The following is a 25,146-nucleotide window of genomic DNA, read 5'->3' as shown; positions in this document are numbered from 1 at the left end:
AGTACCATGCTTTCTTGCGCCGACTGGTACCATCCGGTACCGTCATGTAGGAGCACTTCATGAATACGACTGATACAACCGACAAGGTGCGCGAGCACTACAGTGCATCGGGGCTCGTCGCGCGGCTCAAGACTGTGCTGTCCGCTACGATTGCCGAAGACCAACCGCTGACGGTCGCGCAATTGGCGCCGCTCGATCAGTTTCACATCCGCGGTATTCAGGCCACTGCGGAATTGGCCGGCGTGGCGGGGCTCGATCGGGCGTCGCGCGTGCTCGACGTGGGTTGCGGCGTCGGCGGCCCGACGCGCTATCTGGCTGCGACTTTCGATTGCAAGGTAACGGGCGTCGATCTGAGCCCGGGTTTCATTGACGCCGCCGCCTATCTGAGCGAGCGATGCGGGCTCGCACATAAAACCACGTTCGAGGTCGCCGACGCCCTGCATTTACCGTTCGAAGCGAATACGTTCGATGTGGTGTTTCTGCAGCACGTGGCGATGAATGTCGAGGATCGGGCCGCGCTCTATGCGGAGATTCGACGTGTCCTGTCGCCGGGCGGGCGGTTCGCGACCTATGACGTTGTGTTGCGCGATGGGGATGTCGTGTATCCGGTGCCGTGGGCTCGCGATGCATCGACGAGCTTTGTTCGAACCGAGACCGATACGCGTCAGGATCTCGAGAATGCGGGGTTTTCCGCGGCCGTTTGGCGCGACGACACTCGACTGGCGACCGATTGGTTCAAGGCGGTAGCCGAAAACGGGCCATCGTCGAGCGGTCCGAACCTCAGTGCGATCGTGGGCCCGGAGTTCGTGGCGCGGACTCGGAACCTTGCTCGCAATCTTGGCGAGAACCGCCTCGGCGTGGTATCGGCCATCCTGAAGCGCAATTGAAGGGAGTCAATGGTCATGATGGAGCAACTGTACTTCTTCGCGAGCGTCGCATTCGGTTTTGTCGTGTGGGGTGTCGTCACTGCTCGGTATATCTGGCCCGCACTGCGCGAGCGGCCACGCGCCGCGGCGTTGGAGCCGTTGCTCGTGCTGCATAGTTTCCGCTTCGTCGGGTTGGCGTTTCTGTTTCCGGGCGTCGTCTCACCCGACTTGCCGCTCACGTTCGCCCGCGCCGCGGGCTATGGGGACATCGTTGCGGCGGTGCTCGCTTTGCTCGCGTTGTTATGGCTGCCGCGACGAATCGGCATCATCGCTGTGTGGATATTCAATGTTTGGGGCATGGTCGATCTGCTCAACGCTTTTTTTCAGGCAAATCGCTCGGGACTGCTCGCTGGACAGTTGGGCGCAACTTATTTCATCCCGACCGTCATTGTGCCGCTATTGTTGATTACACATGGGCTCGTTTTTCGGATTCTTTTGCGCGATAACCGCAACAGCTCAGCCCGGCGCGACAGCGCTCGCCCGACATCGAGGCCGATGACTTTGCCGCCGCGATCATCGACCGCGCCTCGTTAATCGTTAGGACTCCTGAGGTTCAAGCACAAAGCCCGTTGATCGTTAGTCGCGACAATGTTTCGCTTATCACGTCAAGTGACGAATGGACCTCGATAAGATGCAGCCTGTGATCTTGGATTCTGGAGTGCATCGATTGTGAATGTTGACGGGTTGACGACAGGAATTGCAGGATTCTTGCAAACCGAGACGCAACCGACGCCACCCGATCGACGGTCGAATCTGGATTTGCCGGTCACATGCCACACGTTTTCGGCGAGGCCCGCTCATTTCTTGCTTGATCAGCCAATCGTTGCGCATAAAAAGCATGCTTTGCGTTCGACTGTTCAGATAAGGCCGGGTGGGCCACATCGGCTGGCGGAGCGTTGGCCATTGCGAGACGCGCTTGAGTCCGTTGGCAAGAGCGGAGATCCAGTTGCAAACAACGTTGCGGATGTTATTCGAAACCTGGCGCTCGAGGCGCTCTGGTGCCGGCCGGTGTATCGGGAGCAATGGGAGGCACGGCGCGCCGCAATCGAGCCGCTGCTGAGCCGCTTTGCCTCTGCGCAAGTCGGCCAGCAAACGTCGTCGGGGCGCTTCGGTGTTTTTCCGATCACAGGTGATCCGCCAACATGGGGACATCTTGCCGTTGCGCTCAACGCTGTCCTCCAATTGAAGCTGGAGCGGCTCTATATCTATACGATCGATCGGCCGAAGAAGGACACTTTATCTTCGAGCACCGAAGAGCGATTCGGTTTGCTGCGCGCGGCAGTAGAGCCGTTTCGCCCCCTCATCGAATTCATCCCCGTGCGCAACGCGCGTGAGCGTCGCGGAAATCTCGTGTTGGGGTTGATGGGCGAATTGGCGACAGCAGGGCGTTTCACAAAAGGTTATTACATTTGTTCAGATGAATACCGACACCAATTCCCGTCGCTGTTTGCCGATAAATTAAAGCAGGCGCAGAAAGAACCGGCGTTTTCGTTTCGGCTTGCATTTAGCACGCGCGAACTTGAGGCTGATGCTCTCCAGGTGCATCTGAACAACATCCACGGCGCTGTCGATTTCCCCGTCGAGAAGATAAACGTTGATAAAGGGCTGCGAGGGATGTCGTCCCGGCTCTTTAGGCGCGATCCCACGTTGCCGGTCGTTCCGTACCACGTCCGGCTCGAGATGTGGCGACGCGCTCTCTCCCGGGTTCACTGACGGGCTTCGTCCGGTTCGCAAGTGGTCCTGACCATGGCGGCGCACCAAAAAATATTTACGCGATTTTTACACCGAGAGCCTGATTCTTATCTCGGCGTTTACCTGAAAGTCCATACGCTTCACGTTGTCCTGATCCGCTAACGGGAGACGTGAACAATGGACTTGATTTACATCGCCGGCATTGCCGGTTTTTGTGGGCTCTGTGTCGCGCTCGTCGGCGGCTGCGAAAGGTTGAGTCGCCGCCCATCGGGGGGCCGGCCGTGAATGCGCTGAATGCATCGAGTGCATGGATGATGTGGCTCGCCGGTACCTCCACGGTGCTTTTGCTCGTGTACCTCGTGTACGCGCTTTTGCGTGCGGAGGACCTCGAATGAACGCCAACACGTTTTTCCAGACCGCGCTTTTCATTGTTGTCCTGATCGCGTTGGCGATACCGTTTGGCCGCTATATGACCGCGATACTCGACGGCTCCTCGGCGGTCGTGCGTCGAGTCGGCAGGCCGATCGAACATGTGCTGTACAAACTTGCCGGTGTCGATCCAGGCGCCGAAATGTCATGGAAGCAGTATGCGTGTGCCGTGTTGCTGTTCAATGCACTGGGCGCCTTCGTTGTCTATGGGCTGCTCCGGCTGCAGCAGTGGCTGCCGGCGAATCCTCAGATGCTCGGACCGATGACGCCAGATGCCGCGTTCAACACGGCGATCAGCTTCGTGACGAACACGAACTGGCAAGACTACTCGCCCGAGTCAAGCGTCAGCTATTTGACGCAAATGGCCGGCCTTACCGTGCAGAACTTCCTTTCCGCGGCGACAGGTATTGCAGTCGTCATCGCACTCGTTCGTGGTTTCGCACGGCACACCGTTCGGACCATCGGCAACTTCTGGGTCGATCTGACGCGTATCACGCTCTATATTCTCGCGCCGCTCGCGACGGTTCTCGCACTCGTATTCATCAGCCAGGGTGCAATCCAAAACTTTAAAGCCTACGAAACTGTATCGACGCTTCAAACCACCACCTATCAAGTGCCGAAGACGGATGCGCAAGGCAACGCCGTTCACGACGCAAACGGCAATCCGGTCATGCAGGATGTAAAGGCAGACAAGCAGACTATCGCGATGGGCCCTGTTGCTTCGCAAGAGGCGATAAAAATGCTTGGCACGAACGGCGGTGGCTTTTTCAACGCCAATTCCGCCCATCCCTACGAGAACCCGACGCCGTTTTCGAACTTCGTGCAGATCGTATCGATACTGCTCATCCCGGCGAGCCTTTGCGTTGTCTTCGGCCGCATGGTGGGTGACCGGCGCCAGGGCTATGCGGTGCTCGCCGCAATGACGATTGCTTTCGCTGTCGCATGCTGGGGCGAGATTTCCGCGGAGCAAGCGGGTAATCCGCTTTTTACGCTACTGCACGTCGACCAGAGCACCTCCGCTTTGCAATTCGGCGGCAACACCGAAGGCAAGGAAGTGCGGTTCGGCATCGCTCAGTCGGGCATTTTCACGGTGGCAACGACAGCGGCTTCGTGTGGAGCAGTCAACAACATGCATGACTCGCTTACGCCGATGGGAGGGTTCGTGCCGCTCTTGTTGATCCAGCTTGGGGAAGTGATCTTCGGCGGCGTCGGGTCTGGTCTCTACGGCATGCTTGTCTTCGCTTTGCTCGCTGTCTTCGTCGCTGGCTTGATGATCGGGCGCACGCCCGAATACGTCGGCAAGAAGATCGAATCATATGAAATGAAGATGGTGTCGATCGTCATTTTGCTGACGCCGTTCCTGGTGCTCATCGGCACGTCTATCGGTGTGCTGTCGCCGCTCGGCACTGCTGGCATTTCGAACCCCGGTCCGCATGGTTTCTCGGAGATCCTCTACGCCTTCAGTTCCGCTGCGAATAATAACGGCAGCGCATTCGCCGGGCTGTCGGTCAACACACCGTTTTATAACGTGCTGCTCGCGGTTGCGATGTGGTTGGGCCGCTTCGGCACGATCGTTCCCGTGTTGGCCATTGCGGGCTCGCTCGCGAACAAGAAGCGTATCGCGGTGACGTCGGGCACGTTGCCGACGCACGGTCCGCTTTTCGTCGTGCTGCTATTGGGCACGCTCGTACTCGTTGGCGCGCTGACTTATGTGCCGGCGCTTGCGCTGGGCCCCGTCGTCGAGCATCTGATGATGGTCCCGAGCCATTGATTTCGAGGAAAGCATGACAACAGTCAATCCAATTCCGGCTCATCGTCCCGATACCGTTGGGCAGGGGCGTAGCGCGACGCACACGATGTTCGATCCGATGCTTCTGAAGCCGGCCGTCGTCGATTCGTTCAGAAAGCTCGGGCCGCGTACGCAATTGCGTAACCCTGTGATGTTCTGCGTCTACGTCGGAAGCATCCTGACAACGGTGTTGTGGATCGCTGCGCTCGCCGGCGAAGCCGAAGCGCCTGCCGGATTCATTCTTGCTGTCGCGCTCTGGCTATGGTTCACGGTCTTATTCGCGAATTTTGCCGAGGCGCTTGCCGAAGGCCGTTCGAAAGCTCAGGCCGCATCGCTTCGCAGTACTAAGCAAAATGTGATCGCAAAAAAACTGAGCGATTCGCATCCAAAGGCACCGGTTGTTATCGTGCCATCGAGCGACCTGCGCAAAGGCGACGTGATACTCGTCGAGACGGGGGACACCATTGCCGCCGACGGCGACGTCATTGACGGCGTGGCGTCTGTCGACGAATCGGCGATTACCGGGGAGTCCGCACCAGTCATCCGCGAATCAGGTGGCGACTTCTCGTCGGTGACGGGCGGCACGCGCGTGCTGTCGGACTGGATCGTCGTGCGCGTAAGTGCGAACCCGGGCGAGGCGTTTCTCGACCGGATGATTGCGATGGTAGAGGGCGCCAAGCGTAGGAAAACGCCGAACGAAATCGCACTGACCATCCTGCTCGTCGCGTTGTCGCTGATGTTGTTATTGGCGACGGCAACGCTCGCACCATTTTCGATTTTCTCGGTGACGGCGATGAAAGCGGGACACGTCGTGACGATTACGGCGCTCGTCGCGCTGCTTGTCTGTCTCATTCCGACGACGATAGGCGGATTGTTATCTGCTATTGGCGTGGCTGGCATGAGCCGCATGATGCAGGCCAATGTTATTGCGACATCGGGGCGCGCGGTGGAAGCCGCTGGGGACGTCGACGTGCTGCTATTGGATAAGACCGGCACGATCACACTGGGCAATCGGCAGGCGTCGACGTTTTTTCCGGCACCGGGTGCGACGGAACAGGAACTCGCCGATGCCGCACAGCTTTCCTCACTTGCCGACGAGACCCCCGAGGGCCGCAGCATCGTCGTGCTCGCGAAGCAGCGCTTTAACATTCGCGAGCGCGATATGGCGTCGCTTCACGCGACGTTCGTTGGCTTTACCGCGCAAACCCGCATGAGCGGTGTCGATTTGCCGAATCGTGAAATTCGTAAAGGCGCGGCGGATGCCGTGAAGCAATACGTCACCGATAATCGCGGCGACTTTCCGCAGGCAGTCCAAAACATCGTCGACGATGTCGCGCGACGGGGCAGCACGCCGCTTGTGGTCGCGCAAACGACTGACGCGCAAGATGCCGACGGCGCTGCCCGCGTGTTGGGTGTGATCGAGCTGAAGGACATCGTCAAAGGCGGCATCAAGGAGCGCTTCGCCGAGCTGCGCAAGATGGGCATCAAGACGGTGATGATCACCGGCGACAATCGCTTGACGGCCGCCTCGATCGCAGCCGAGGCAGGTGTCGACGACTTTCTTGCGCAGGCAACCCCCGAAGCCAAGCTCGCGATGATTCGATCGCACCAAAGCGAGGGACGTCTCGTGGCCATGACGGGCGATGGCACCAACGATGCACCCGCGCTCGCGCAAGCGGACGTTGCGGTTGCGATGAACACCGGCACGCAGGCGGCGAAAGAGGCGGGCAACATGGTCGATCTCGATTCGAATCCGACCAAGCTCATCGAGATTGTCGAGATCGGCAAGCAGATGCTGATGACGCGCGGCTCGTTGACGACGTTTTCGATTGCGAACGACGTGGCCAAGTATTTCGCGATCATTCCGGCCGCATTTGCGACGACCTATCCGCAGTTGCGTGTGCTCGACGTGATGCATCTGACGTCGCCAGCCTCCGCCATTCTTTCGGCTGTGATTTTCAATGCGCTGATTATCGTGTTCCTGATTCCGCTCGCGTTGAAGGGCGTCAAGTATCGCGCGCTCGGGGCCGCAACGCTTTTGCGACGCAATTTGCTGATCTATGGGCTGGGCGGGTTGCTGTTGCCTTTCCCATGCATCAAATTGATCGATATGGCGATGACAGTAATGGGCTGGGCATGATTGAACCTCTAACCGAAACGCTTGACACCGAACGATCATGAAAAACTTATTGCGACCTGCGGTGGCACTCTTTGCCGTATTAACCGTGATGACGGGGATCATCTATCCGGCCGTCGTCACCGCGATCGGCCAGACCGTGTTTGCGCATCAGGCGAACGGCAGCCTGATCGAGAAGGACGGCAAGCCCGTTGGCTCCGAGGTGATCGGCCAACAGTTCGATGCGCCTGAGTACTTTTGGGGGCGAATCTCGGCAACCTCGCCCAACCCTTACAACGCGCAAAGTTCGGGTGGCTCCAATCTCGGACCGACGAATCCGGCGCTCGCAGCCGAAGTGAAGGCGCGTCTCGGGGCCCTACGTGACGCCGATCCCGGCAATACAGCAGCGGTTCCTGTCGATCTCGTCACCTCGTCGGGAAGCGGCCTCGACCCCGACATCTCGCCCGCCGCGGCAGCCTATCAAGCGAGCCGTGTAGCGAGGGCGCGGAGCCTCACGCGCGAACAGGTTGACCAACTGATTGCGCAGAATACATCCGGGCGGCAACTTGGCGTGCTTGGGGAGGCGCGTGTCAACGTGCTCAAACTGAATCTTGCACTGGACCAACTAAAGCCCATCCATCAAGCGGGTTTGAAGTAAGCTCAGTACGACCAGGAGTTACCCGTCCTTTTAAGAAACAGCACGCTATGCAACGCCCCGATCCCGATGCACTGCTCGACAAGCTTCAGCGCGACGAAGAAAAGCGCAGCCGCGGTCGGCTGAAAATCTTCTTCGGCGCATCGGCCGGCGTCGGGAAGACGTTCGCAATGTTGCAAGCGGCCAAGCGGCGTCTTTCGGAAGGCGAGGGCGGGGGCGAGCGTATCGATATCGTCGTTGGAGTTGTCGAGACGCACGGTCGCAAGGAAACGCTTGCCCTGTTGGACGGGCTCGAGATCCTGCCCGCCGCGCGCGTCGAATATCGCGGCCGCACGCTTGCCGAATTCGATCTCGATGCGGCACTTGTGCGCAAGCCTCAACTGATTTTGGTCGACGAGCTTGCGCATTCGAACGTACCAGGCTCGCGCCACATGAAGCGCTGGCAGGACGTGCACGAGTTGCTTGCTGCAGGGATCGACGTCTATACGACGGTCAACGTTCAGCACCTCGAGAGTTTGAACGACGTGGTTGGACAGATCACCGGTATTCGCGTATGGGAAACCGTCCCGGACCGCGTGTTCGATATGGCCGACGAAGTTACGCTCGTCGACTTGCCGGCGGAGGAGCTGCTCGATCGCATGCGCGACGGCAAGGTGTATCTGGGTCAGCAGGCCGAGCATGCGGTGCGCAATTTCTTTCGCAAGGGCAATCTGATTGCGCTGCGCGAGCTTGCACTGAGGCGCACCGCTGATCGTGTCGACGCGCAGATGCGCGAGTATCGTGCGGACCAATCGATCGAGCGAATCTGGCAGGCGCGCGAGCGCATCATCGTATGCGTCGGGGCGGGGCCCGAAAGCGTGACGCTCGTGCGTGCAGCCGCGCGGCTCGCTACGAGCCTCAAGGCGGACTGGCTTGCTGTTTATGTGGAAACGCCGCGATTGCAGCGGCTGCCCGACGCCATCCGCAAGCGTACGCTCGATGCATTGAAGCTCGCTTCGGAGCTCGGCGCCGAAACGGTGACACTGCAAGGCGATGACGCCGCGCAGACGTTGGTTGCGTATGCGCGTATGCGCAACGTGTCGAAACTCGTGGCGGGGGCTTCGCCTTCGACGGGCCGGCACCGCTGGTTGCGACGTGCCACCGGCGAGCGTTTGATTCGCGCAGCAGGTGGTATTGACGTGACGCTTGTGAGTTCGGGCACGGTCCGCGACGTCGTCGAGCGAGGCGACGCGTCTACCGTTTTCGCGGGGCTTGGCGCGCGAGGCGAGCGCTCTTCGCCTGCGTCCTATGCTTATGCAGTGGCGATCTGTGCGGCCGTCACGATTGTCGCAAGCGGGTTAAACGCGCGGATCGCACTGACGAATCTTGTCATGCTGTATTTACTGGGAGCGATTTTTACGGCCGCGCGGCTCGGCCGTGGTCCTGGTGTGCTGTTCTCGTTTCTCGGCGTGGCGTCGTTCGATTTTTTCTTCGTCCCGCCGCGCATGTCGTTGACGGTGGCCGATACGCAGTATCTGCTGACGTTTGCCGTCATGTTGATCACGTCGCTGACGATCAGCAATTTAACAGCGAGCTTGCGACGGCAGGCGCAGATTGCGACGCGGCGCGAGCGCCGTACAAACGCGATGTTCGAGATGACGCGCGAGTTGGGTGGTGCGCTCGAGACGACGCAAATCGTGGAGATTGGCACGCGCCATGTCGGTGAGGTGTTTCATGCGCGTGTGGCGATTGTGTTGCCGGATAGCGCGGAGAAGGTCAAACAGAAAATCGAGAACCCGGACCCACGGTTTACGCTGGAACAGTCTGAGTTCGACCTCGATCTCGATATCGCACAGTGGGTCTACGATCAGCAACAAGCGGCGGGGTACGGTACGGATACTCTGCCTGGCGCAGCGGCGCTTTACCTGCCGCTCAAGGCGCCGATGCGCACGCGCGGTGTTATTGCATTGATCACGCCGCGCATGGATGACTTGGCGATACCGGAGCAGCGCCGGCTGATGGATACATTCGCCGCGCAAATCGCGCTGGCGCTCGAGCGTGTGCATTACGTCGAGATTGCACGCGATGTGCTCGTTAGTATGGAGTCCGAACGATTGCGCAACTCGTTGCTCGCGGCAATCTCGCATGATCTGCGTACGCCGCTTACGTCGATTGTAGGGTTTGCATCGATGCTCGCCGAACAGCAGGGGGAAAAGGAGCACGAGTTGGCGCAGGCGATTCACGACGAGGCGCTACGGATGACCGGGCTCGTCACGAACCTGCTCGACATGGCGCGCTTGCAGGAAGGTACGGTGCACCTTAATCGGGAGTGGTCGTCGTTGGAGGAAGTGATCGGATCGGCGTTGGCCGGATGCCGGCGTTTGCTGGTCGGGCGAAAGATTGACACGCACCTGCCGCGCGATTTGCCACTGGTTCGATTCGACGCCGTGTTGGTAGAGCGGGTCTTTACTAACCTGTTCGAGAACGTCTCGAAGTATACGCCGGCCCGGTCGCCGATTGTCATTTCGGCGATCGTCTTTGAGGATGGTTCGCAACGCTATGTGAAAGTCGAGGTTGCGGATAGTGGGCCGGGGTTGCCCGTTGGCATGGAGACGCGTGTGTTCGACAAATTCACGCGCGGCGAAAAGGAATCGGCGAAGCCGGGTATCGGGCTGGGGCTTGCAATATGCAGGGCGATTGTCGAGGCACACGGCGGAAAGATCGGGGCTTCGAATCGGGTGGCGGCCGCGGGCGAGGTGGTGGGCGCGACGTTTTGGTTCACCGTGCCGGCCGAGCCGATGCCGCCGATCACCGCGGTTGAAACGCAATGATTTATGGCTTCGGCTTGCTTTACCTTGCGTAGATGCGGTTACCAGCCGTAGAAACGCGGCCATGTTTCGACGGTGCCCTCACGACTGAGGGCCTGATAAGCGGGATGCTGTGCCCCTGTCGCACAGGCATGGTTGGGTAGGATCCGCAGCCGTGTCCCGAGTGGAAACCGCTTCTCGATCTGATGGTCGGGTGTGCCCGATCGGGAGATGATGCCGTGCTCTTGATTCGCGCCGCTCATCAGGTACTCGCCCAGCACATCCCCATTCTCGAGGCAGACCAGGCCGTAGCCGAAGTCCTGCTTCTGACGCTGCGTGCCGCGGTCGCGGCTCATTGCCATCCAGCCCGCATCGACGATGGCCCAGCCTTTCTCGCTCTGATGGCCGATCACCGTGGTTAATACGCTCAATGCGATCTCGGCGATGTCGTTGACGCCCACGTTATGCATGACGAGATCGAACAAGACATAGACGCCTGCGCGAACTTCCGTAACGCCTTCCAAATGCTGGGCAGCCAGCGCTGTTGGCGTCGATCCGATGCTCACGACATCGCACTGCAGGCCTGCAGCGCGAAGGCGCTCAGCGGCGCGCACGCAGCCAGAACGTTCTTGTTCGGCGATGCGGACCAGGTCATCATGTGTGTCGTAGTCGTAGCTGGAACCGGCATGTGCAAGCACGCCGCCGAGATGCATGCCGCCGCTAGCGAGCGTCCTCGCGACAGTGACGAGCATGTCGTCGTCGGGTGCGATGCCTGAACGATGACCATCCACATCGATCTCGATCCAGACTTCGAATGGTTCGTCGTGTTCCCGGCCGAAAGCGGCGATCGCCTCGGCGCATCGGACACTGTCGGCGACAATCTTCAAGGCGCAGCCTTGTCGCCGCAGCGCCAGCGCTTGCGGCAGCTTCGTCGGCGCCATGCCCACAGCGTAGACGATGTCGCGGATGCCGCTTGCGAAGAACTGTTCGGCTTCCTTGAGGGTGGACACGGTGATGCCGCGCGCGCCGGCATCCATTTGCGCCCTGACCACTTGCTCGCACTTCGTAGTTTTCACATGCGGGCGGAAGTTCACGCCGAGTGCGCTCATGCGCTGCTGCATCCGCTCGATGTTATGGTTCATGCGCTCGACATCGATCAATGCTGCGGGCGTGTTCAGCGATGGCAATCTCATCTGCAGCTCCTGGCGGTTCCTTGCGCGATTGACGTGTCGGTGTCGGCGTGTGGCGCGATGATGACGCAAAGAGTCGCTACTATAGGAGTTCGCTGCGCGCTTTTGTTTAATGAAGGGTAAAGCGACCGTTAAGCCACGTTAAACGGCACATCATTTATGCATGTCATCCAGTCCGGGCATTAAGCTCGATTTAACGATTGGTTTATCGATCGTTAAGCATAGCGAAAACATTCTTTTCTATAGTTCATCGCATGAATTTGGCAACTGCGGTGGGCGAAGTTCCCTCTACTTGGAGTGGTTGTCATGAATCAGCATCAGCACGGTGCGCAGGTCCCTCGGACGATAGACCCCGCTGGGCTTGCAACGCCCGGTGGGCACTACAGTCACGTTTCGATTGCGAATGGGTTCGTTTTTGTGTCCGGCCAGCTTCCGATCGACGCCACCGGCGGCAAACTCACGGACAGGTCTTTCGAAGACCAAGCCGAGCAAGTGTTGGTGAATCTGGCTTCCGCGCTTGCCGGCGCAGGCAGCGATGTCAGGAAATTGGCCCAGGTTCGTGTCTATATCGTCGATATCGCGCATTGGGCCAGTTTCAACGAGATCTACGCGCGCTGGGCGGGCGATGCGAGGCCTGCTCGTGCTGTCGTGCCGGTCCCCGCACTCCACTTCGGTCTGAAGATCGAGATTGAAGCGGTCGCGTTAGCGTAGCCAGCTACGTCCGGTTTTTGGCAATGGAACACCGAGGAGTGCCGCCCTGTTGGCGAGACTGCCGGTCGCCCGGCAGATTTTGCGGACGGTGTCTGCAAAATTCGTTCGATCGGCCAGCCAAGGTAAAAGGCTCGCATCTGAGAGGGGCCACCACTCTGTTGATGTAGATCAAGGCTCGACGTGGTATTGCGCTTAGCCTGAAGAGATACGTCAGACATAAGGAAAGAGAATGCGTGCGCTCCTTTTCGCGTTGTCGATCCTGATAACGCCACAGATTTCAGTTCATGCTCAGGTTGGCGTCAATATCGGTTTGCCGGGCATCGACATTGGCATTAGCATGCCGGTCTACCCGCGGCTCGTCCGGGTGCCTGACTATCCGGTCTACTATGCGCCGCAGGCCGATTGGAATTACTTCTTTTACGATGGCCTCTATTGGGTCTACCAGCAAGACAACTGGTATGTCAGCAGTTGGTACAACGGACCATGGGAATGGGTAGGCCCCGAGGACGTGCCGCTGTATGTGCTGCGTGTTCCGGTGCGCTATTATCGCCGACCTCCTCCTTACTTCATCGGTGGGAATCTCAATGCGCCACCGCGCTGGGGCGACCACTGGGGCCGAGATTGGGAGGCCCGCCGGCGCGGGTGGGATCAGTGGGATCGCAGGTCCGCTCCGCCTCCCGCGCTTTTGCCGAACTACCAGCGGCAGTACACGGGCGAGCGGTATCCTCGTGCGGTCGAGGATCAAAATGCAATTCGATCCGGGAATTACCGTTACCAGCCGCGTGAGGCCATCACACGGCAACATTTTCAGCAACAGGGCAATCGGGATGGCGTACGTACTAGACCGCAAACGCCCGACCAGATACGCACGCCATCCGAGCAGCAGACACCGCCCGAGCGGCAACTACCTCGTCAGACCGCGCCACGGATGCCGCTCACGCCGACTCAGCCACCCGCCATACAGCCGTCGGCCCCCATGCAGTCGCCCCAGCCCGTCCGACCGCAGACCCAACAGCCACGTGAGCAATCGCACGGCGATATGGGTGAACACGGTAAGCAACGGAACGAATTGAATCCGAGGCCTTCGGTGCAGGAGCAGCAGCAGAATCAGCAACGCCAGCAGCCACGCTCGCCGCAGCCGGAACTCCGGCCGCCTCCGTCGCCGATACAGCAGCCGGTTGCGCCACAACAGCAACCGATGCCGCACGCCGTACAACCGCCGGCGCAAATGTCACGCCCTCAGCCTGCGCCAACGGATGCAATGCCGCCGCGTGGCCAACCGAATCAAGTTCGGCAGCAGCAGTCTGGGCAACAGCAAGACAGCCACGTCACGCGGCAAATGCCCCCCGATCAACCACCGCAGCAAATGCATGTCCCTCAGGGGGGCGCGCAGGGCAACGACGGGGAGAATGAAAGGCGTGGCCAGACCAATCACTAGGGTCTGGTTACATTCGATGAAATGTTTATATCTTGTCTTTTGCACAAGCGAGCCAAGATGATTGGAACGTTACTGAGCGACGAGGCATGGACACAGATCGAATCGGTTTTGCCGGGCACGGAAGGTGATCCAGGGCGAACGGCGGCCGACGACCGCTGGTTTGTCGGTACAGCCGCGTGCTGTACCGGACTTGAAACATCGTCGAACGTTTATTCAATCTCATCGAACATTTTCGTCGTGCCGCCACTCGCTACGACAAGCTTTCAGGCAACTATCTAGCCTTCGCCTTGCTTGCCCGTGCCTTTGCCCCGTTTGGTGAGAATGTGAACAGAACCTAGCGGTTGCCTGCCACGCAGCTTCTGCCCCACCGACGGATGACGACGGACGCGCGCAACACGGAGCGAACGGGGGGCGGTTATCGTCAACGAGCAGAAGTCGGCCCACTGCGGGCGTTCGGCACATCTGTCTGGATTATCTACAATCGGTGTGCACTCATCGAATCGACCATTGTGCTTTGAGGCCTGCGGTTAGCACCCTTTGGATGGTCGTATGTTGGCGCGTGTGTGACTATCTAGCTTGATTACTGTGCAGACCGTTCGGGGTTGTCCTTCAATGTTAATCTCCAATGACCAAAGGGGGCTTTGATGCACCGACTCATCGCGTATCGCGGCTTCGAGATCGACGTCGAATTGACTCCGGCTGCTGGAGACACGTTTGACGTGACTTTTCAGATAATAGGCGGCACTAACCTTGGGGTGCTCGGCGCGCGAGGAGGCCGCATATCACTGCGCAACGGCCCCTTCACTGAACGCTGGGCCTACTTGGTAGGCGAAATCGCCGGACAAGCTGCAGTCGACGTGTTGCTTGGCCCAGTTGACTGATTCCATCTGTTTCCCCGGCTCGGTCTCACAGTGACCGGAGCGGGTGCGGCCCATTTTGAGACCTTTGACTTGCTTTCGGGAACGGCCGCTGACCGTCGCGTAGCTCGACAATCCGCTGGGTGATGTGTGCTCAGGGGCATGAAGCTGGAAACCGTCGAGCTCGCGCCGGCAGCCGGACGCCGGATACCGCGGTACCGACATTGCGTAGGCGATAGCGATACGATGCTCGCGTGCAAGCCCGAAAACGATGTGCATGCGTAGGTCGTCTTTGCGATGCCGGCACGACGCAAGCTTCACATTCACCAAGTCACGATTTAGTTTGCTTTTCAATGGCATTGAGCGCATGGTGAAAAGATCCAGATGACTTGACCGCACTTTTTAGCATCTGGACAGGCATGGGTTCATGACGGTCAATATCGCTTAAGGAGCGCGCCATCATGACCATCCCCACTATCGAATACAGAGGGTACGAGCTACGTGCGTACTCTCACCAGGTATTCCCGCTGCACCGTGACCCGTATGCCAAAGGTCCGCGCCAGTTTTCATCCGTCGTGCGAATCGACACCATTCCCTCCAGCGAGGTCAAGGCCCGGCGCTATGCAACGTTGTTCGACGCGGGAAGTCCCACTACCGCGGGCGACGCCATCGACGTCGCGATGCAATTCGGCAAAGACATCGTCGATGGCAAGGTTGAGGCGACCGGACTCTGACGCATCGAATGTCAGTTAGCCCAGGCTTGAGTGGAGCAAGTCATGCAATATCCGCTGTATGTGCACCGTGATGGAGTCGCCGGTTTTCGTGCCAGTTTTCCTGATTTGCCCCGAGCAGTTGCGCGTGGCCATTCGTTCGATGAATTGAAACGCAACGCACTGGAGGTTGTCGAGCTGATGTATGACCGCAGCGAGCAACTCATACCCGCTCCCACCTGTAGTACGTCGAAATTGAAATCGCTCGACATGGACGATGGGGAAGGGATCTGGATGTTCATCGAGATCAATCTGGCGCGGGTTACCTCGAAAGCCGCGAGCGTTCAATTCAGTCTGCCCGAGAGTCTGCTGCAAAGAGTTGATGCTGCAGCAAAAGAGCGTCACTCGACGCTCGCTACGTTCTTTACGTTGGCTGCCGTACACGAACTTGGGAATCGGGACGAAGGGCAATTGCCCTAGACGCCGGTTGTCTGGCGGGTGCCCGCTGACGGATGACATCGCACGCCACGACCGGCATCAGCAATCAAGACTCGAACTTACGATGTGCTGCGTCGTCCCGACTATCGAGGGCGACGCAAACCGCCTGTTGGCGAACCAGTTTATTACATAGTAGGAGTACGTCATGAATGATGACCAGGTAAATGCCGAAGAACTGGCAGAAAGCAGAAGACAGAGAGAGGCTGCGGCGAATGCGACGGATGATGGCATGCCGACGGTCGAGGGAGGTAGGGAGCGAAATGCCGCCGAAGGGATCCGACAGAGAACACCGAAGCAATGGGTCAGGCACGCAAGAAAATGGCTGGGTGCAGGAAGCGGCTTTATGCGACCCTGAACGTCGGTCTGATGCATAACGAAGGCTGCAGCGAGCCTCTCGAAACGGCGTAGACGGGTTGGGTCAAATGGTACCGGAGTAGCGGAACGGATTTGCTACAGCGGGCGAAGTGAATTGTTGGGGTTGTCAGCAATTTCGTGTTCAAGGCATATGATGCTCCCCAGGAGAATATATGCCTCGCAAACTGAAAGCCCTACCTGCAGACCTGCCGGCGATCCCCGCCGAGCTGCTTGAGCAATTCGGCAGCGGCCCGATGACAGCCGAATCGATTAACGCCGCGACGATGGCCCTGAAAAAGGCGTTGATAGAGCGGGCGCTGGGTGGCGAAATGAATCATCATCTCGGCTATCCGTCTGGCGCTGCCAAGCCCGCTGCCGTGACGAACCAACGCAACGGCACTGGCGCCAAGACGGTGCTGATCGAAGACGGTCCAATGCGCATCGAAGTGCCACGCGATCGCGATGGCAGCTTCGAGCCGCTGCTGATTCCGAAGCACGGACGACGCTTCACGGGCTTCGACGAGAAGATCGTCGCCATGTACGCCCGCGGCATGACCGTACGCGAGATTCAGGGCTTCGTGCAGGAGCAGTACGGCACCGAGGTGTCGCCCGATTTCATCAGTTCGGTCACCGACGAGGTGATGGCGGAAGTCACCGCCTGGCAATCCCGGCCGCTCGAACCGATGTATCCCGTGGTGTTCTTCGATGCGATGCGGGTCAAAATTCGCGAAGACGCGGTCGTGCGAAATAAGGCCGTCTACCTTGCACTTGGCGTGCTGCCCGACGGCACGCGCGATATTCTGGGCCTGTGGATCGAGAACACCGAGGGTGCCAAGTTCTGGATGAAGGTGTTCAACGATCTCAAGACCCGCGGTGTCCACGATATCCTTATCGCCGTGACCGACGGCCTGAAGGGCATGCCCGAAGCATTGGCAGTGGTATTCCCGGCAACCACGCTGCAGACTTGCATCGTGCACCTGATTCGCAACAGCCTTGAGTACGCGAGCTGGAAGGACCGTAAGGCGTTGGCCGCGGCGATCCGACCGATCTACACAGCCCCGAGCGCCGAGGCAGCGCAGGCCGAACTCGATGCCTTCGCCCAAGGGCCGTGGGGGCAGCGGTTCCCGACCGTCAGCGCCGCCTGGCGCAATGCTTGGGATCGCGTGATTCCGTTCTTTGCATTTCCGCCGGCGGTGTGCAAGGTGATCTATACAACGGATGAAATTGAAAACATCAACGCGCAACTGCGCAAGATCATCAAAACGCGAGGCCACTTCCCGACCGATGATGCCGCCACGAAACTCATCTGGCTTGCACTGCGCAACATAACGGCCGGCTGGAGTCGCTCTGCTCACGATTGGAAGCAGGCCATGAACCAATTCGCTATCCTTTACGCAGACCGATTCGTGCGACCATCCGTGTGAATCTTAGCCCCGCCTTGAACACGGAAATTCTGACAACCCCGACCATCACTCCTTTCCCCCACCGTTGATCCCGCTTCCAGTTCGCCATACCTGCTTTCCCCGCTCGGAGAGCTCGCCGCAACTATGCTCCGCGTCGGCCTCCGTCCCTTCGATCGCCATTTCGCCGCCGGCCTGTTCCTGTGCCTTTTGCTTCTGCCCGTGTCGCGCTGCCACAGCTTCATCGTGCGACCTGCCTGCGTAATTCATGGTCATCTCGCCAACTCCTTCAAAAAGTAGTCTTTGCAACGTGCCAAGCTGCCCAGCGTGTGTCATTTCTTGAGCGACCATCCCAATTGCTCCCGTAGCCGGTCCAATAGATGGTGCTCATCCATCCAACGAATCTCGCGCTTGCGCAGAACGCTGCGCCTGTATCGCCGCAGCGACACGCCAAACATCAGCGCCAGCCCGATCGCGATGCCCCACATTGCATACGTCATATCATCCTTTTCAATCCGCTATTGGATGCACGTCTCCTGAGTAATCGGCTTGTCAATATGTTCTCGCCTGTGCCGTGCCGCCGCGAGCATCGCGACGCATAGCAGCATCACGATCCCCACTACAAAACTGATCATTGACTGGGTCATGGCAGCCTCCTTTGAGGCCTGAACCCTACTCATAATTTTAGTTGACCAGGAAATAGCGGGAGCCATCTTCATTCAACGTTCCTTGTTTTGTGCGAACCGTGTCGCGCGGCGGCATAGTGCGATACAGCCAGCGACGCTAGTCAGCGGGTCCAAGGATGACGTTCCGGCGTGGCCGGACGAACGGTCGATTCCGACTTGCGCTAACTGCAGCACAGGCGATGGCGGCGCCTCTGATCGCCGTCAGAAGCGAAGCGACGTTGCCCCGTTAGGGCGCTGTGCAGGGCGCTCCAGGAAGCCGGGGATCGGCAGATCTGGAAGCATTCTCGCGACAGGTCTGTAGCTCATGAAATCGAGTATCGATTCTGCGAACCGCCGACATACTGCTTCTTGGCGATTTCGAGAACCTTTTCGCGAAGCTCGTCAAAGGCACCAAGCACCGAACGCTCGTCGGATCCAACGCCAGGCTGCAGATTTCTGAGCATGGCGTCGTCGACCATGAAGGTGATTTCGCGCGAATTGTCGTACCCCCAGAAACATACGCAATGTCGGGAGGCATCATAGCTACGGCTGGGGTTGGGAAATTGAAGCATCGTGATCAACTCTTCGCGGGCACGGCCGAGTAGCGCCACTTACTGGCGTTGGAATCGATCGCGGCGCAACTGATGCGTCTTTTCTCTGCTCTCAGAGCATCCGCTGCGTCGAGTATATGAGCACGCGCCCTGCGTTCGATGGCGTACTCGCTCTCGCTGACAATTGCAGCCGAAGCAGGTTTGAATTGCGATCGCATGATGGGCTCCGAAGCTGGAGGCCGCGCATAGGCGACCGGTCTGCCCACTGTATACCCTTTGGCTGGCGCCGACGTCTCTATTTACCTGGAATCCTTGGAGTTCAGTTTTCCGAAACGTTTATACAATTCGACCTTGAAGAATTCGATGTGATATTCGGTTCCCGGCAAGCTCATGCCACGGTCCGAACGCCTAGGTTGATTCAACACCAGTCGCGAGCGCTGCCGGGGATTCAACGCTTCGGTCCCTTCATACCCTCGGTTTCCATCGAAGCATTCCGTTCTTCGCGGGCTTCAATGGGTTCCATGGTCTCGTCGATGGAAGCTGTCGCGCGTTCTGTGGCCGCCTTCGTTTCGTCGACGGTGGAGCCGAATCCTCCGTCGTCGTCGCTTGGGGGCTCCAGCATGTCTCGAAGCATGGCCTGCAACTCGGGCGTGTCCCACGGCGCGCCATGCTGCTCTTTCTTCTTTATGTAGTGCCTGACTTCTGCGTCCTGCTCCGGCGTCAGGGGAAGACCGCGAAATGTGCTTTGGGGGGTAGCGTCTGTCATGGCATTGCTCCGGCATTTATCCCATTCTGAGTGTAGGCCTGTTGTGGCCAACGAGCCTCAACTATCGGCCTGCGTATGGGCTGCGATGGCAGGAACTATGACCAAAATGTCTGGACAATTGTCCATTGAGCGCGTGCACAAAAGCGGTACGCTGGGGAATCCCGACTGCGACCAGATCGGCCCCGGATAACGCTGTGAAGGGGACCACGAATATCGCTGTCGGACAGACGGGAGAGTGGAAGATGCAACTGATCGAAGCAGATGAACGTCAGGCATTCCTAGCGACCTTGCAGCGCAAAGGACTGGCAGAAGGTGAATTCGAACTGCAGGAAACGGATACGACTGACCCCAAGAGCGACGAAAACGTCGGCCTGCAGGGATATGTCACTGTAACCAGACTATCAACACAAATTGCGAGGGAATACCTCATCGGCTTCGAAACCGGGTGGGTGCAGCATTTCAAACAGGATCTCGAAGCTGGCGTCTTCGATAAAAGCGATCGTTAAGTCACGTTAAACGCTCCGTCAATTGCGCCAGGGGATCGGGCTGAAGGCGCGCTTTGCGGCATCGAGAAACACGCGCTGGCGGATCGTCAGTCCCTGACGCGTAGGCGTCAGCGCCATTATCGGCGCGGGTTCGAGGCGCCATGCCGGCAATAAGCGTTTGAGTTTTCCGTCCGCGATCAGCCGTGCGGCATCCCATTCGGATCGCTCGACGATGCCCAGGCCGCCGACCGCCCAGTCCGTGACCACGGTGCCGTCGTTCGACGACAACGCGCTATCGAGCCGGATCGTGACGGCTTTGCTTGCACGCTTTCCCGCCGCATCGCGCTGAGTGAAACGCAGGCGGGTCACATCTTCGTCGTTCTCTCGCAAACTCAGAAATTCGTACCGTGTGAGTTGGGATGGATGCTCGAGCTTCGACAGGCGACGCGCAAGGGAGGGGCTTGCGCACAGGAAGCGGTCGTTCGGAGCGAGATAATGCCCTATCCAGGAGGACGCTTTGACGTTGCCGATCGAGACGACCGCATCGGCGCCGGAGGCTGCCGTGAGCGGGCTCTCCGACAGAATGAGCGAGATCGCAAGGTTCGGGTGGGAGAGATGAAGATCGCGAACCAGTGGCGCGACATAGGCTCGTCCGAACCCGAACGGTGCCACGACGCGCAAATGGCCGCTTACCCCGCTTGATTCTCCCGAGACACGCGAGGGAATCGATTCGATTCGTTCGAGGATTTCGATCGCTTCCTGAACCAGGTGCTGGCCCTCGTTGGTGAGTGAAATGCCCCTGGCCGCGCGCGTCACAAGGCGTAGTCCCATTCTTTCTTCTATGCGCTGAAGGCGGACCGTGACTGCGGGCGGCGTGAGATTCAATAACCTCGCGGCCGCGGCAAGCGATTGCGACGCGCCCAGCGCACGGAACAGGCGCATGTCTTCGAGTTCGAGCATTAACGTGCCTTTAACGATGGGTTCATTCGGCATTAAACAAGACCAGACGATTTTTTTCTATAGTGTTTCGCGTTGACCTGATACGGCCCGGATAGCGCTCGGCGTCGGCCAGATGGAAGTTCGGCGCGGACCGACGCAAGGACACATTGCAATGAACTCACCTGTTCGTCACCTGATGCAAGCCGGAAGGCTGGATCGATTCTTTATCGATGGGAAATGGGTTACGCCCGCGGGCGGCGAGCGGATAGAGGTCGTTTGTCCATCAACTGAAGGCAGGCTCTGCGAAATTCCGCTTGGCAACGCACGCGACGCCGACCGCGCGGTGCAGGCCGCACGCAACGCTTTCGAATCCTGGTCAACAACTTCGCCGCAGGAACGTGCCGCGCTGCTCGACCGCGTTCATGCTTTGATGGTCGACCGTGCCGAACGTTTTGCCGCGGCGCTGACAATGGAGATGGGTGCGCCAATCAGCTATGCGCGTGGCACGCATGTGCCGCTCGCGGCCGAACATATCCGGGTCGCGCGCGACAATCTGGCGAATTATCCGTTCAGGTTCCAACGTGGAACGACTGCGGTCGTGCGGGAGCCGATTGGCGTGTGCGCGTTGATCACGCCATGGAACTGGCCGATATATCAGATTACGGCCAAAGTCGGCCCTGCACTCGCCGCGGGCTGCACCGTGGTCGTAAAACCGAGCGAGCTCGCGCCGCTAAGCGCGTTGCTGTTTGCAGAAGTCATCGCAGACGCCGGTGTTCCGGCAGGCGTATTCAACCTGGTGAACGGCACTGGCGTGGATGTAGGCGCATCGCTCGCGTCACATCCGCAAGTCGATATGGTGTCGATCACCGGTTCGACGCGTGCCGGTGTGCTGGTTGCGCAAGCGGCCGCGCCGAGCGTCAAGCGCGTAGCTCAGGAGCTTGGCGGAAAGTCTCCGAATGTTGTACTACCCGATGCCGATTTGCCGCGTGCCATTTCGCTCGGCGTTGCGGCCGCATTCCGTAATATGGGCCAGTCGTGCAGCGCTCCGACCCGCTTGATCGTCCCGCGCAATGTGCTCGATGAAGCCAACGAGTTGGCCGTTGCGGCAACGGGGCAGATGATCGTTGGCGACCCGTTCGCCGACGCGACGACGCATGGTCCGCTGGCCAATCGGGCGCAGTTCGGCAGAGTTCAGCAGATGATTGAAGCCGGTATCGACGAAGGGGCGAAGCTGATCGTGGGCGGCCTCGGAAGACCACCGGGATTCAGCAGCGGTTTCTATGCGCGGCCGACTATCTTCTCCGATGTGCGAACCGATATGACGATCGCCCAGCAGGAGATCTTCGGTCCGGTGCTCGCAATTCTTCCTTACGACACCGTCGATGAAGCCATCGCCATCGCGAACGATACGGTTTATGGGCTTGGTGCCCATGTTCAGGGCACAAACAAGGCACTCGTGCGCGCGGCAGCCGCGCGTATCCGGTCGGGCCAAGTGCATCTGAACTATCCGGCGTGGGACCCGCAGGCGCCGTTTGGCGGGTACAAGCAATCGGGGAATGGGCGCGAGTATGGGATTGAAGGCATGGAAGAGTACATGGAGGTCAAGTCGATCCTCGGGTACTACGATTGAAACAATCGCTCAGGAGTGCAAGCATTTTCATTGATTGGCGGCGGATCGGGGAATCACGGCATCGCAACGCATAGGGCGGTTCATCTGTTTCGGCACCTGCGCGCTTGCTTCGCACGATGGCAGATACCCACGCGTAAGCGGGCTATATTCTGCGATCTCTTAATTAGACGTCACCGTTGCGGCCTTCCGGCCCGGTGCTGTACCAGATTGAACCCGTCCCTCCTGCCCAGTCGGTTCTGCGCGACCGAGAGTTCATCGCCGACCGCTTTGCCGCTGCAAGTGGGGGATGGGGCGCAATCTGCCCAACGTGGAACGAACGTCATCGGCCGCGCTGGCGTCCTGGCGGATCTATTAGAGGCGCGTTCGCCTCGAACGCGAGTGTCTTATCGACATAGTCATATCGCCATGCCGGAGTGGCAACCTGCCTCGGACGACGAAGCAATGTTGAAATTCATTGCAGCAGTGATGTCGGATACGACCTTGTTGGCGCTGTCGAAAGGGCGCTACGAGCGGCTCGTCGCCGAATATCTGAGAGCCTTGAATATCGACGTAAGCACGTCGAAGACGGCGCCCACTGGAACGCTTTTCATCAACCGCAAGCTCGTGCGATTCAAGTACATGCGAGACGCGGCGATTTCTCACTTTGTTGCCCACAAGCTGGGTCGCATGGGATTCGCTGGATCGCACCAGGTGCTCGACGCACGGGTTCACGGCACGGCGACCCATTTGAACGACCTTCCGGTACTGAAACATCCAAGCGCAAGATTCGCTGTGGCGGCGCGGCCTGAAAAGATGAACGCGCTGGCTCAAAAACTGCGTGACGGCGAAACCGTGACGCTTAGTACGGAGTACGTTTCGTCGGCGCGCCAAATCGCTTTGCAGTGCGGCTGGTCCGTCAATTTTTATCGATCCGACAAAGGCATGGCTGAGATCGACGCGGGCGAACATCCCGAATTCATCGATGGCGTGGCTGCAATCGTCGATACGAAGAAGACGCTACGCAATAACGACCTGGACGTCGTTGAAGACCTCGATCATTTGGCGCCGATCTGGATTCACGTCATGTGGCGCAGCCGCCCGGATCTCGCAACAACGGAACATCGGATCGTACGCGGTGTGCTGCCCGAGCGCGGTCCGCGCAACGAACACGCCATTCAGACGCAGCTCAATGCATGGTTGGATGGCAGGCACGCTGCAACGATCAGAGCCAGCTTGAGGCGGCACAGGTATGACGAAATGAGCCCCATGATCGACGTCGATGCGATACCTCGGCTATAGCAGCCCAATAGAGACAAATTTCGGGCGAATCTGCACAGACCCCCTAAAGCCATAAAGAATCGCGGCAATCGGCCGTAAACAACTGGAAGAGCGTGTCCCGGTTTGCGCAGACGCGCCGCATACCGCATTCCCCGTGGCATGCGCAGTTGAATCATCCGATTACGAGTAAGGTTTATGCGTTTTGCCCCCAGCCGGCTCGCTCTGACGTTCGTCTCATGCTGTGCCGCTCTGGCGGTTGCGGTGCCGAACGCGCGGGCCGACGGTCCTCGGTCGATGTTTACGCTCAGTGGGTTCGGCACGTTCGGTGTGACGCACTCGAGCCTTGACACGGCCGATTTCTCAAGTACCTCGTTGGAGCCGCGCGGCGCCGGTGCCAGTCATAAGATCGACGTGGCCGACGATACAAAAGTGGGCGTCCAACTGAACGCGCAGTTCACAAGCAAGCTCTCGGCGCTCGTACAGGTCGTTGCGCACAACAATTTCGACAATACGTTTACGCCGACGCTCGAATGGGCGAACCTGAACTATGCGTTCACGCCGGACCTCAACGTCCGGATCGGTCGCATTGAATTACCGACGTTCCTCGCCTCGGACTATCGCGAAGTTGGCTATGCCAACCCGTGGGTGCGCGTGCCGCGGGAGCTGTACAGCATCGAGCCAATCACTAATAGCGACGGCATCGATGCGTCGTACCGCGCGCATCTCGGCTCGGTCACCAACACCATTCGCCTTGTTTATGGCTACACGACATTCTCCGACCCTTCGGGGTTCAAGAGCCGCGTGTCCGCCATCTTCGGCGCCTTTGATACGTTCGAATATCGCGCGCTGACAGCGCGCGTGGGCTACATGCGTGCGCGCGTGAAGCTGCCGTTTGCAAGCGATGCGGCAGCCGCCATTTATAGCGCGGGCGCGAATTTCGATATGGAGCGTTGGTTCGTCCAGGCGGAGATCGCGCGCGTAACCGCCGCTGGCCTCACGCCGGGATATCTGTCCGGCTACGCGACGGCGGGCGTCAGAATCAATCGATTCACGCCCTATGTGACCTATGCTCAGGAGTACTCACTAAATCATCCGTTGAACATTCCGAACTACAACCGCGGCCAGAAGGACCTATCGGCCGGCCTGCGGTGGGATTTCGCCAAAAACGTCGATTTGAAAGTGCAGTACGACCACGTATGGACGCCCGCGAATTCGACGGGACTTTTCATCAACGAGCAGCCCAATTTTCGTCTGGGCAGCGGCGCGAACGTTGTGACCGCCGCTCTTGACTTCGTCTTCTGA

The 25,146-nt window shown here is 59.0% G+C and carries 25 protein-coding genes; 19 read left to right on the top strand and 6 right to left on the bottom strand.

Features of this window, described 5'->3' with window-relative positions:
* Positions 1-59: 59 nt before the first annotated feature.
* From ACSQ20_RS22890 to ACSQ20_RS22855, 8 genes are all read left to right on the top strand, one after another.
* Positions 60-887, top strand: a complete 828-nt coding sequence (locus ACSQ20_RS22890) for a class I SAM-dependent methyltransferase (protein WP_436024511.1) — start codon at positions 60-62, stop codon at positions 885-887.
* A 15-nt stretch (positions 888-902) separates the two neighbouring features.
* A complete protein-coding gene (locus ACSQ20_RS22885; protein WP_436024509.1) occupies positions 903-1,460 on the top strand; it encodes a hypothetical protein in 558 nt (185 codons plus the stop codon).
* Between the two features lie 648 nt (positions 1,461-2,108).
* Positions 2,109-2,639, top strand: a complete 531-nt coding sequence (locus tag ACSQ20_RS22880) for a hypothetical protein (protein ID WP_436024507.1) — start codon at positions 2,109-2,111, stop codon at positions 2,637-2,639.
* Between the two features lie 290 nt (positions 2,640-2,929).
* A complete protein-coding gene (gene kdpF, locus ACSQ20_RS22875) occupies positions 2,930-3,013 on the top strand; it encodes a K(+)-transporting ATPase subunit F (protein ID WP_436025827.1) in 84 nt (27 codons plus the stop codon).
* On the top strand, positions 3,010-4,818 hold the full coding sequence (gene kdpA / locus ACSQ20_RS22870; protein ID WP_436024505.1) for a potassium-transporting ATPase subunit KdpA: 1,809 nt from the start codon (positions 3,010-3,012) through the stop codon (positions 4,816-4,818). Before kdpF ends, kdpA begins: the two co-directional genes overlap by 4 nt.
* 13 nt (positions 4,819-4,831) lie before the next feature.
* Positions 4,832-6,976 (top strand): potassium-transporting ATPase subunit KdpB, encoded by a 2,145-nt coding sequence (kdpB, locus tag ACSQ20_RS22865; protein ID WP_436024503.1) that lies wholly within the window; start codon positions 4,832-4,834, stop codon positions 6,974-6,976.
* 37 nt (positions 6,977-7,013) lie between these two features.
* Positions 7,014-7,610 carry a potassium-transporting ATPase subunit KdpC gene (kdpC, locus tag ACSQ20_RS22860; RefSeq protein WP_436024501.1) on the top strand — a complete coding sequence of 199 codons (597 nt, stop codon included), beginning with the start codon at positions 7,014-7,016 and terminating at the stop codon, positions 7,608-7,610.
* 47 nt (positions 7,611-7,657) lie between these two features.
* Positions 7,658-10,417 carry a DUF4118 domain-containing protein gene (locus ACSQ20_RS22855; protein ID WP_436024499.1) on the top strand — a complete coding sequence of 920 codons (2,760 nt, stop codon included), beginning with the start codon at positions 7,658-7,660 and terminating at the stop codon, positions 10,415-10,417.
* Between the two features lie 38 nt (positions 10,418-10,455).
* Here the strand turns inward: ACSQ20_RS22855 and ACSQ20_RS22850 are convergent, their stop codons facing one another.
* Complete coding sequence (locus tag ACSQ20_RS22850; RefSeq protein WP_436024497.1) at positions 10,456-11,586, bottom strand: DSD1 family PLP-dependent enzyme; 1,131 nt, start codon at positions 11,584-11,586, stop codon at positions 10,456-10,458.
* 303 nt (positions 11,587-11,889) lie between these two features.
* On the opposite strand from ACSQ20_RS22850, the gene ACSQ20_RS22845 reads away from it, so the two are divergent.
* From ACSQ20_RS22845 to ACSQ20_RS22815, 7 genes are all read left to right on the top strand, one after another.
* Positions 11,890-12,294 (top strand): RidA family protein, encoded by a 405-nt coding sequence (locus ACSQ20_RS22845; protein ID WP_436024495.1) that lies wholly within the window; start codon positions 11,890-11,892, stop codon positions 12,292-12,294.
* Positions 12,295-12,523: 229 nt separating this feature from the next.
* On the top strand, positions 12,524-13,732 hold the full coding sequence (locus ACSQ20_RS22840) for a hypothetical protein (RefSeq protein WP_436024493.1): 1,209 nt from the start codon (positions 12,524-12,526) through the stop codon (positions 13,730-13,732).
* A gap of 644 nt (positions 13,733-14,376) precedes the next feature.
* Entirely contained in the window at positions 14,377-14,613 is a 237-nt protein-coding gene (locus tag ACSQ20_RS22835; protein WP_436024491.1) for a hypothetical protein, read from the top strand.
* A gap of 437 nt (positions 14,614-15,050) precedes the next feature.
* Positions 15,051-15,323, top strand: a complete 273-nt coding sequence (locus ACSQ20_RS22830) for a hypothetical protein (RefSeq protein ID WP_436024489.1) — start codon at positions 15,051-15,053, stop codon at positions 15,321-15,323.
* A gap of 42 nt (positions 15,324-15,365) precedes the next feature.
* On the top strand, positions 15,366-15,779 hold the full coding sequence (locus ACSQ20_RS22825) for a type II toxin-antitoxin system HicB family antitoxin (RefSeq protein WP_436024488.1): 414 nt from the start codon (positions 15,366-15,368) through the stop codon (positions 15,777-15,779).
* 163 nt (positions 15,780-15,942) lie between these two features.
* Complete coding sequence (locus ACSQ20_RS22820; RefSeq protein WP_436024486.1) at positions 15,943-16,152, top strand: hypothetical protein; 210 nt, start codon at positions 15,943-15,945, stop codon at positions 16,150-16,152.
* Positions 16,153-16,324: 172 nt separating this feature from the next.
* A complete protein-coding gene (locus ACSQ20_RS22815) occupies positions 16,325-17,575 on the top strand; it encodes an IS256 family transposase (protein ID WP_436024484.1) in 1,251 nt (416 codons plus the stop codon).
* 45 nt (positions 17,576-17,620) lie between these two features.
* Here the strand turns inward: ACSQ20_RS22815 and ACSQ20_RS22810 are convergent, their stop codons facing one another.
* From ACSQ20_RS22810 to ACSQ20_RS22795, 4 genes are all read right to left on the bottom strand, one after another.
* Complete coding sequence (locus ACSQ20_RS22810; RefSeq protein ID WP_436024482.1) at positions 17,621-17,827, bottom strand: hypothetical protein; 207 nt, start codon at positions 17,825-17,827, stop codon at positions 17,621-17,623.
* Positions 17,828-17,883: 56 nt separating this feature from the next.
* Complete coding sequence (locus ACSQ20_RS22805) at positions 17,884-18,051, bottom strand: hypothetical protein (RefSeq protein WP_436024480.1); 168 nt, start codon at positions 18,049-18,051, stop codon at positions 17,884-17,886.
* 488 nt (positions 18,052-18,539) lie between these two features.
* Positions 18,540-18,788, bottom strand: coding sequence for a DUF1488 domain-containing protein (locus ACSQ20_RS22800; RefSeq protein ID WP_436025825.1), 249 nt, complete (start codon positions 18,786-18,788; stop codon positions 18,540-18,542).
* A gap of 427 nt (positions 18,789-19,215) precedes the next feature.
* Complete coding sequence (locus ACSQ20_RS22795) at positions 19,216-19,533, bottom strand: hypothetical protein (RefSeq protein WP_436024478.1); 318 nt, start codon at positions 19,531-19,533, stop codon at positions 19,216-19,218.
* Positions 19,534-19,775: 242 nt separating this feature from the next.
* Here ACSQ20_RS22795 and ACSQ20_RS22790 point away from each other — a divergent pair, with 242 nt between their 5' ends.
* Positions 19,776-20,039 carry a transcriptional regulator gene (locus tag ACSQ20_RS22790; protein WP_436024476.1) on the top strand — a complete coding sequence of 88 codons (264 nt, stop codon included), beginning with the start codon at positions 19,776-19,778 and terminating at the stop codon, positions 20,037-20,039.
* Positions 20,040-20,057: 18 nt separating this feature from the next.
* Here ACSQ20_RS22790 and ACSQ20_RS22785 read toward each other — a convergent pair whose 3' ends face one another.
* Positions 20,058-20,978: a LysR substrate-binding domain-containing protein gene (locus tag ACSQ20_RS22785; protein WP_436024474.1), complete on the bottom strand. Its 921-nt coding sequence runs from the start codon at positions 20,976-20,978 to the stop codon at positions 20,058-20,060.
* Between the two features lie 151 nt (positions 20,979-21,129).
* Here ACSQ20_RS22785 and ACSQ20_RS22780 point away from each other — a divergent pair, with 151 nt between their 5' ends.
* From ACSQ20_RS22780 to ACSQ20_RS22770, 3 genes are all read left to right on the top strand, one after another.
* Positions 21,130-22,587 carry an aldehyde dehydrogenase family protein gene (locus ACSQ20_RS22780; protein WP_436024473.1) on the top strand — a complete coding sequence of 486 codons (1,458 nt, stop codon included), beginning with the start codon at positions 21,130-21,132 and terminating at the stop codon, positions 22,585-22,587.
* Positions 22,588-23,028: 441 nt separating this feature from the next.
* Complete coding sequence (locus ACSQ20_RS22775) at positions 23,029-23,865, top strand: hypothetical protein (protein ID WP_436024471.1); 837 nt, start codon at positions 23,029-23,031, stop codon at positions 23,863-23,865.
* Between the two features lie 174 nt (positions 23,866-24,039).
* Positions 24,040-25,146: a hypothetical protein gene (locus ACSQ20_RS22770; protein ID WP_436024469.1), complete on the top strand. Its 1,107-nt coding sequence runs from the start codon at positions 24,040-24,042 to the stop codon at positions 25,144-25,146.

This window comes from Trinickia sp. LjRoot230 (assembly GCF_964253315.1).
In the GTDB taxonomy this organism is placed as follows: domain Bacteria; phylum Pseudomonadota; class Gammaproteobacteria; order Burkholderiales; family Burkholderiaceae; genus Trinickia.
The sequence above is the reverse complement of the archived record's forward strand: the minus strand, read 5'-3'. Positions and strand labels throughout refer to the sequence as shown.

Excerpts from the sequence above, each read along its gene's own strand:
- ACSQ20_RS22890 (WP_436024511.1), top strand. The coding sequence starts at position 60 with ATGAATACGACTGATACAACCGACAAGGTGCGCGAGCACTACAGTGCA.
- ACSQ20_RS22885 (WP_436024509.1), top strand. The coding sequence starts at position 903 with ATGATGGAGCAACTGTACTTCTTCGCGAGCGTCGCATTCGGTTTTGTC.
- kdpF (WP_436025827.1), top strand. The coding sequence starts at position 2,930 with ATGATGTGGCTCGCCGGTACCTCCACGGTGCTTTTGCTCGTGTACCTC.
- kdpA (WP_436024505.1), top strand. The coding sequence starts at position 3,010 with ATGAACGCCAACACGTTTTTCCAGACCGCGCTTTTCATTGTTGTCCTG.
- kdpB (WP_436024503.1), top strand. The coding sequence starts at position 4,832 with ATGACAACAGTCAATCCAATTCCGGCTCATCGTCCCGATACCGTTGGG.
- kdpC (WP_436024501.1), top strand. The coding sequence starts at position 7,014 with ATGAAAAACTTATTGCGACCTGCGGTGGCACTCTTTGCCGTATTAACC.
- ACSQ20_RS22855 (WP_436024499.1), top strand. The coding sequence starts at position 7,658 with ATGCAACGCCCCGATCCCGATGCACTGCTCGACAAGCTTCAGCGCGAC.
- ACSQ20_RS22850 (WP_436024497.1), bottom strand. The coding sequence starts at position 11,586 with ATGAGATTGCCATCGCTGAACACGCCCGCAGCATTGATCGATGTCGAG.
- ACSQ20_RS22845 (WP_436024495.1), top strand. The coding sequence starts at position 11,890 with ATGAATCAGCATCAGCACGGTGCGCAGGTCCCTCGGACGATAGACCCC.
- ACSQ20_RS22840 (WP_436024493.1), top strand. The coding sequence starts at position 12,524 with ATGCGTGCGCTCCTTTTCGCGTTGTCGATCCTGATAACGCCACAGATT.
- ACSQ20_RS22835 (WP_436024491.1), top strand. The coding sequence starts at position 14,377 with ATGCACCGACTCATCGCGTATCGCGGCTTCGAGATCGACGTCGAATTG.
- ACSQ20_RS22830 (WP_436024489.1), top strand. The coding sequence starts at position 15,051 with ATGACCATCCCCACTATCGAATACAGAGGGTACGAGCTACGTGCGTAC.
- ACSQ20_RS22825 (WP_436024488.1), top strand. The coding sequence starts at position 15,366 with ATGCAATATCCGCTGTATGTGCACCGTGATGGAGTCGCCGGTTTTCGT.
- ACSQ20_RS22820 (WP_436024486.1), top strand. The coding sequence starts at position 15,943 with ATGAATGATGACCAGGTAAATGCCGAAGAACTGGCAGAAAGCAGAAGA.
- ACSQ20_RS22815 (WP_436024484.1), top strand. The coding sequence starts at position 16,325 with ATGCCTCGCAAACTGAAAGCCCTACCTGCAGACCTGCCGGCGATCCCC.
- ACSQ20_RS22810 (WP_436024482.1), bottom strand. The coding sequence starts at position 17,827 with ATGACCATGAATTACGCAGGCAGGTCGCACGATGAAGCTGTGGCAGCG.
- ACSQ20_RS22805 (WP_436024480.1), bottom strand. The coding sequence starts at position 18,051 with ATGACGTATGCAATGTGGGGCATCGCGATCGGGCTGGCGCTGATGTTT.
- ACSQ20_RS22800 (WP_436025825.1), bottom strand. The coding sequence starts at position 18,788 with ATGCTTCAATTTCCCAACCCCAGCCGTAGCTATGATGCCTCCCGACAT.
- ACSQ20_RS22795 (WP_436024478.1), bottom strand. The coding sequence starts at position 19,533 with ATGACAGACGCTACCCCCCAAAGCACATTTCGCGGTCTTCCCCTGACG.
- ACSQ20_RS22790 (WP_436024476.1), top strand. The coding sequence starts at position 19,776 with ATGCAACTGATCGAAGCAGATGAACGTCAGGCATTCCTAGCGACCTTG.
- ACSQ20_RS22785 (WP_436024474.1), bottom strand. The coding sequence starts at position 20,978 with ATGCTCGAACTCGAAGACATGCGCCTGTTCCGTGCGCTGGGCGCGTCG.
- ACSQ20_RS22780 (WP_436024473.1), top strand. The coding sequence starts at position 21,130 with ATGAACTCACCTGTTCGTCACCTGATGCAAGCCGGAAGGCTGGATCGA.
- ACSQ20_RS22775 (WP_436024471.1), top strand. The coding sequence starts at position 23,029 with ATGTTGAAATTCATTGCAGCAGTGATGTCGGATACGACCTTGTTGGCG.
- ACSQ20_RS22770 (WP_436024469.1), top strand. The coding sequence starts at position 24,040 with ATGCGTTTTGCCCCCAGCCGGCTCGCTCTGACGTTCGTCTCATGCTGT.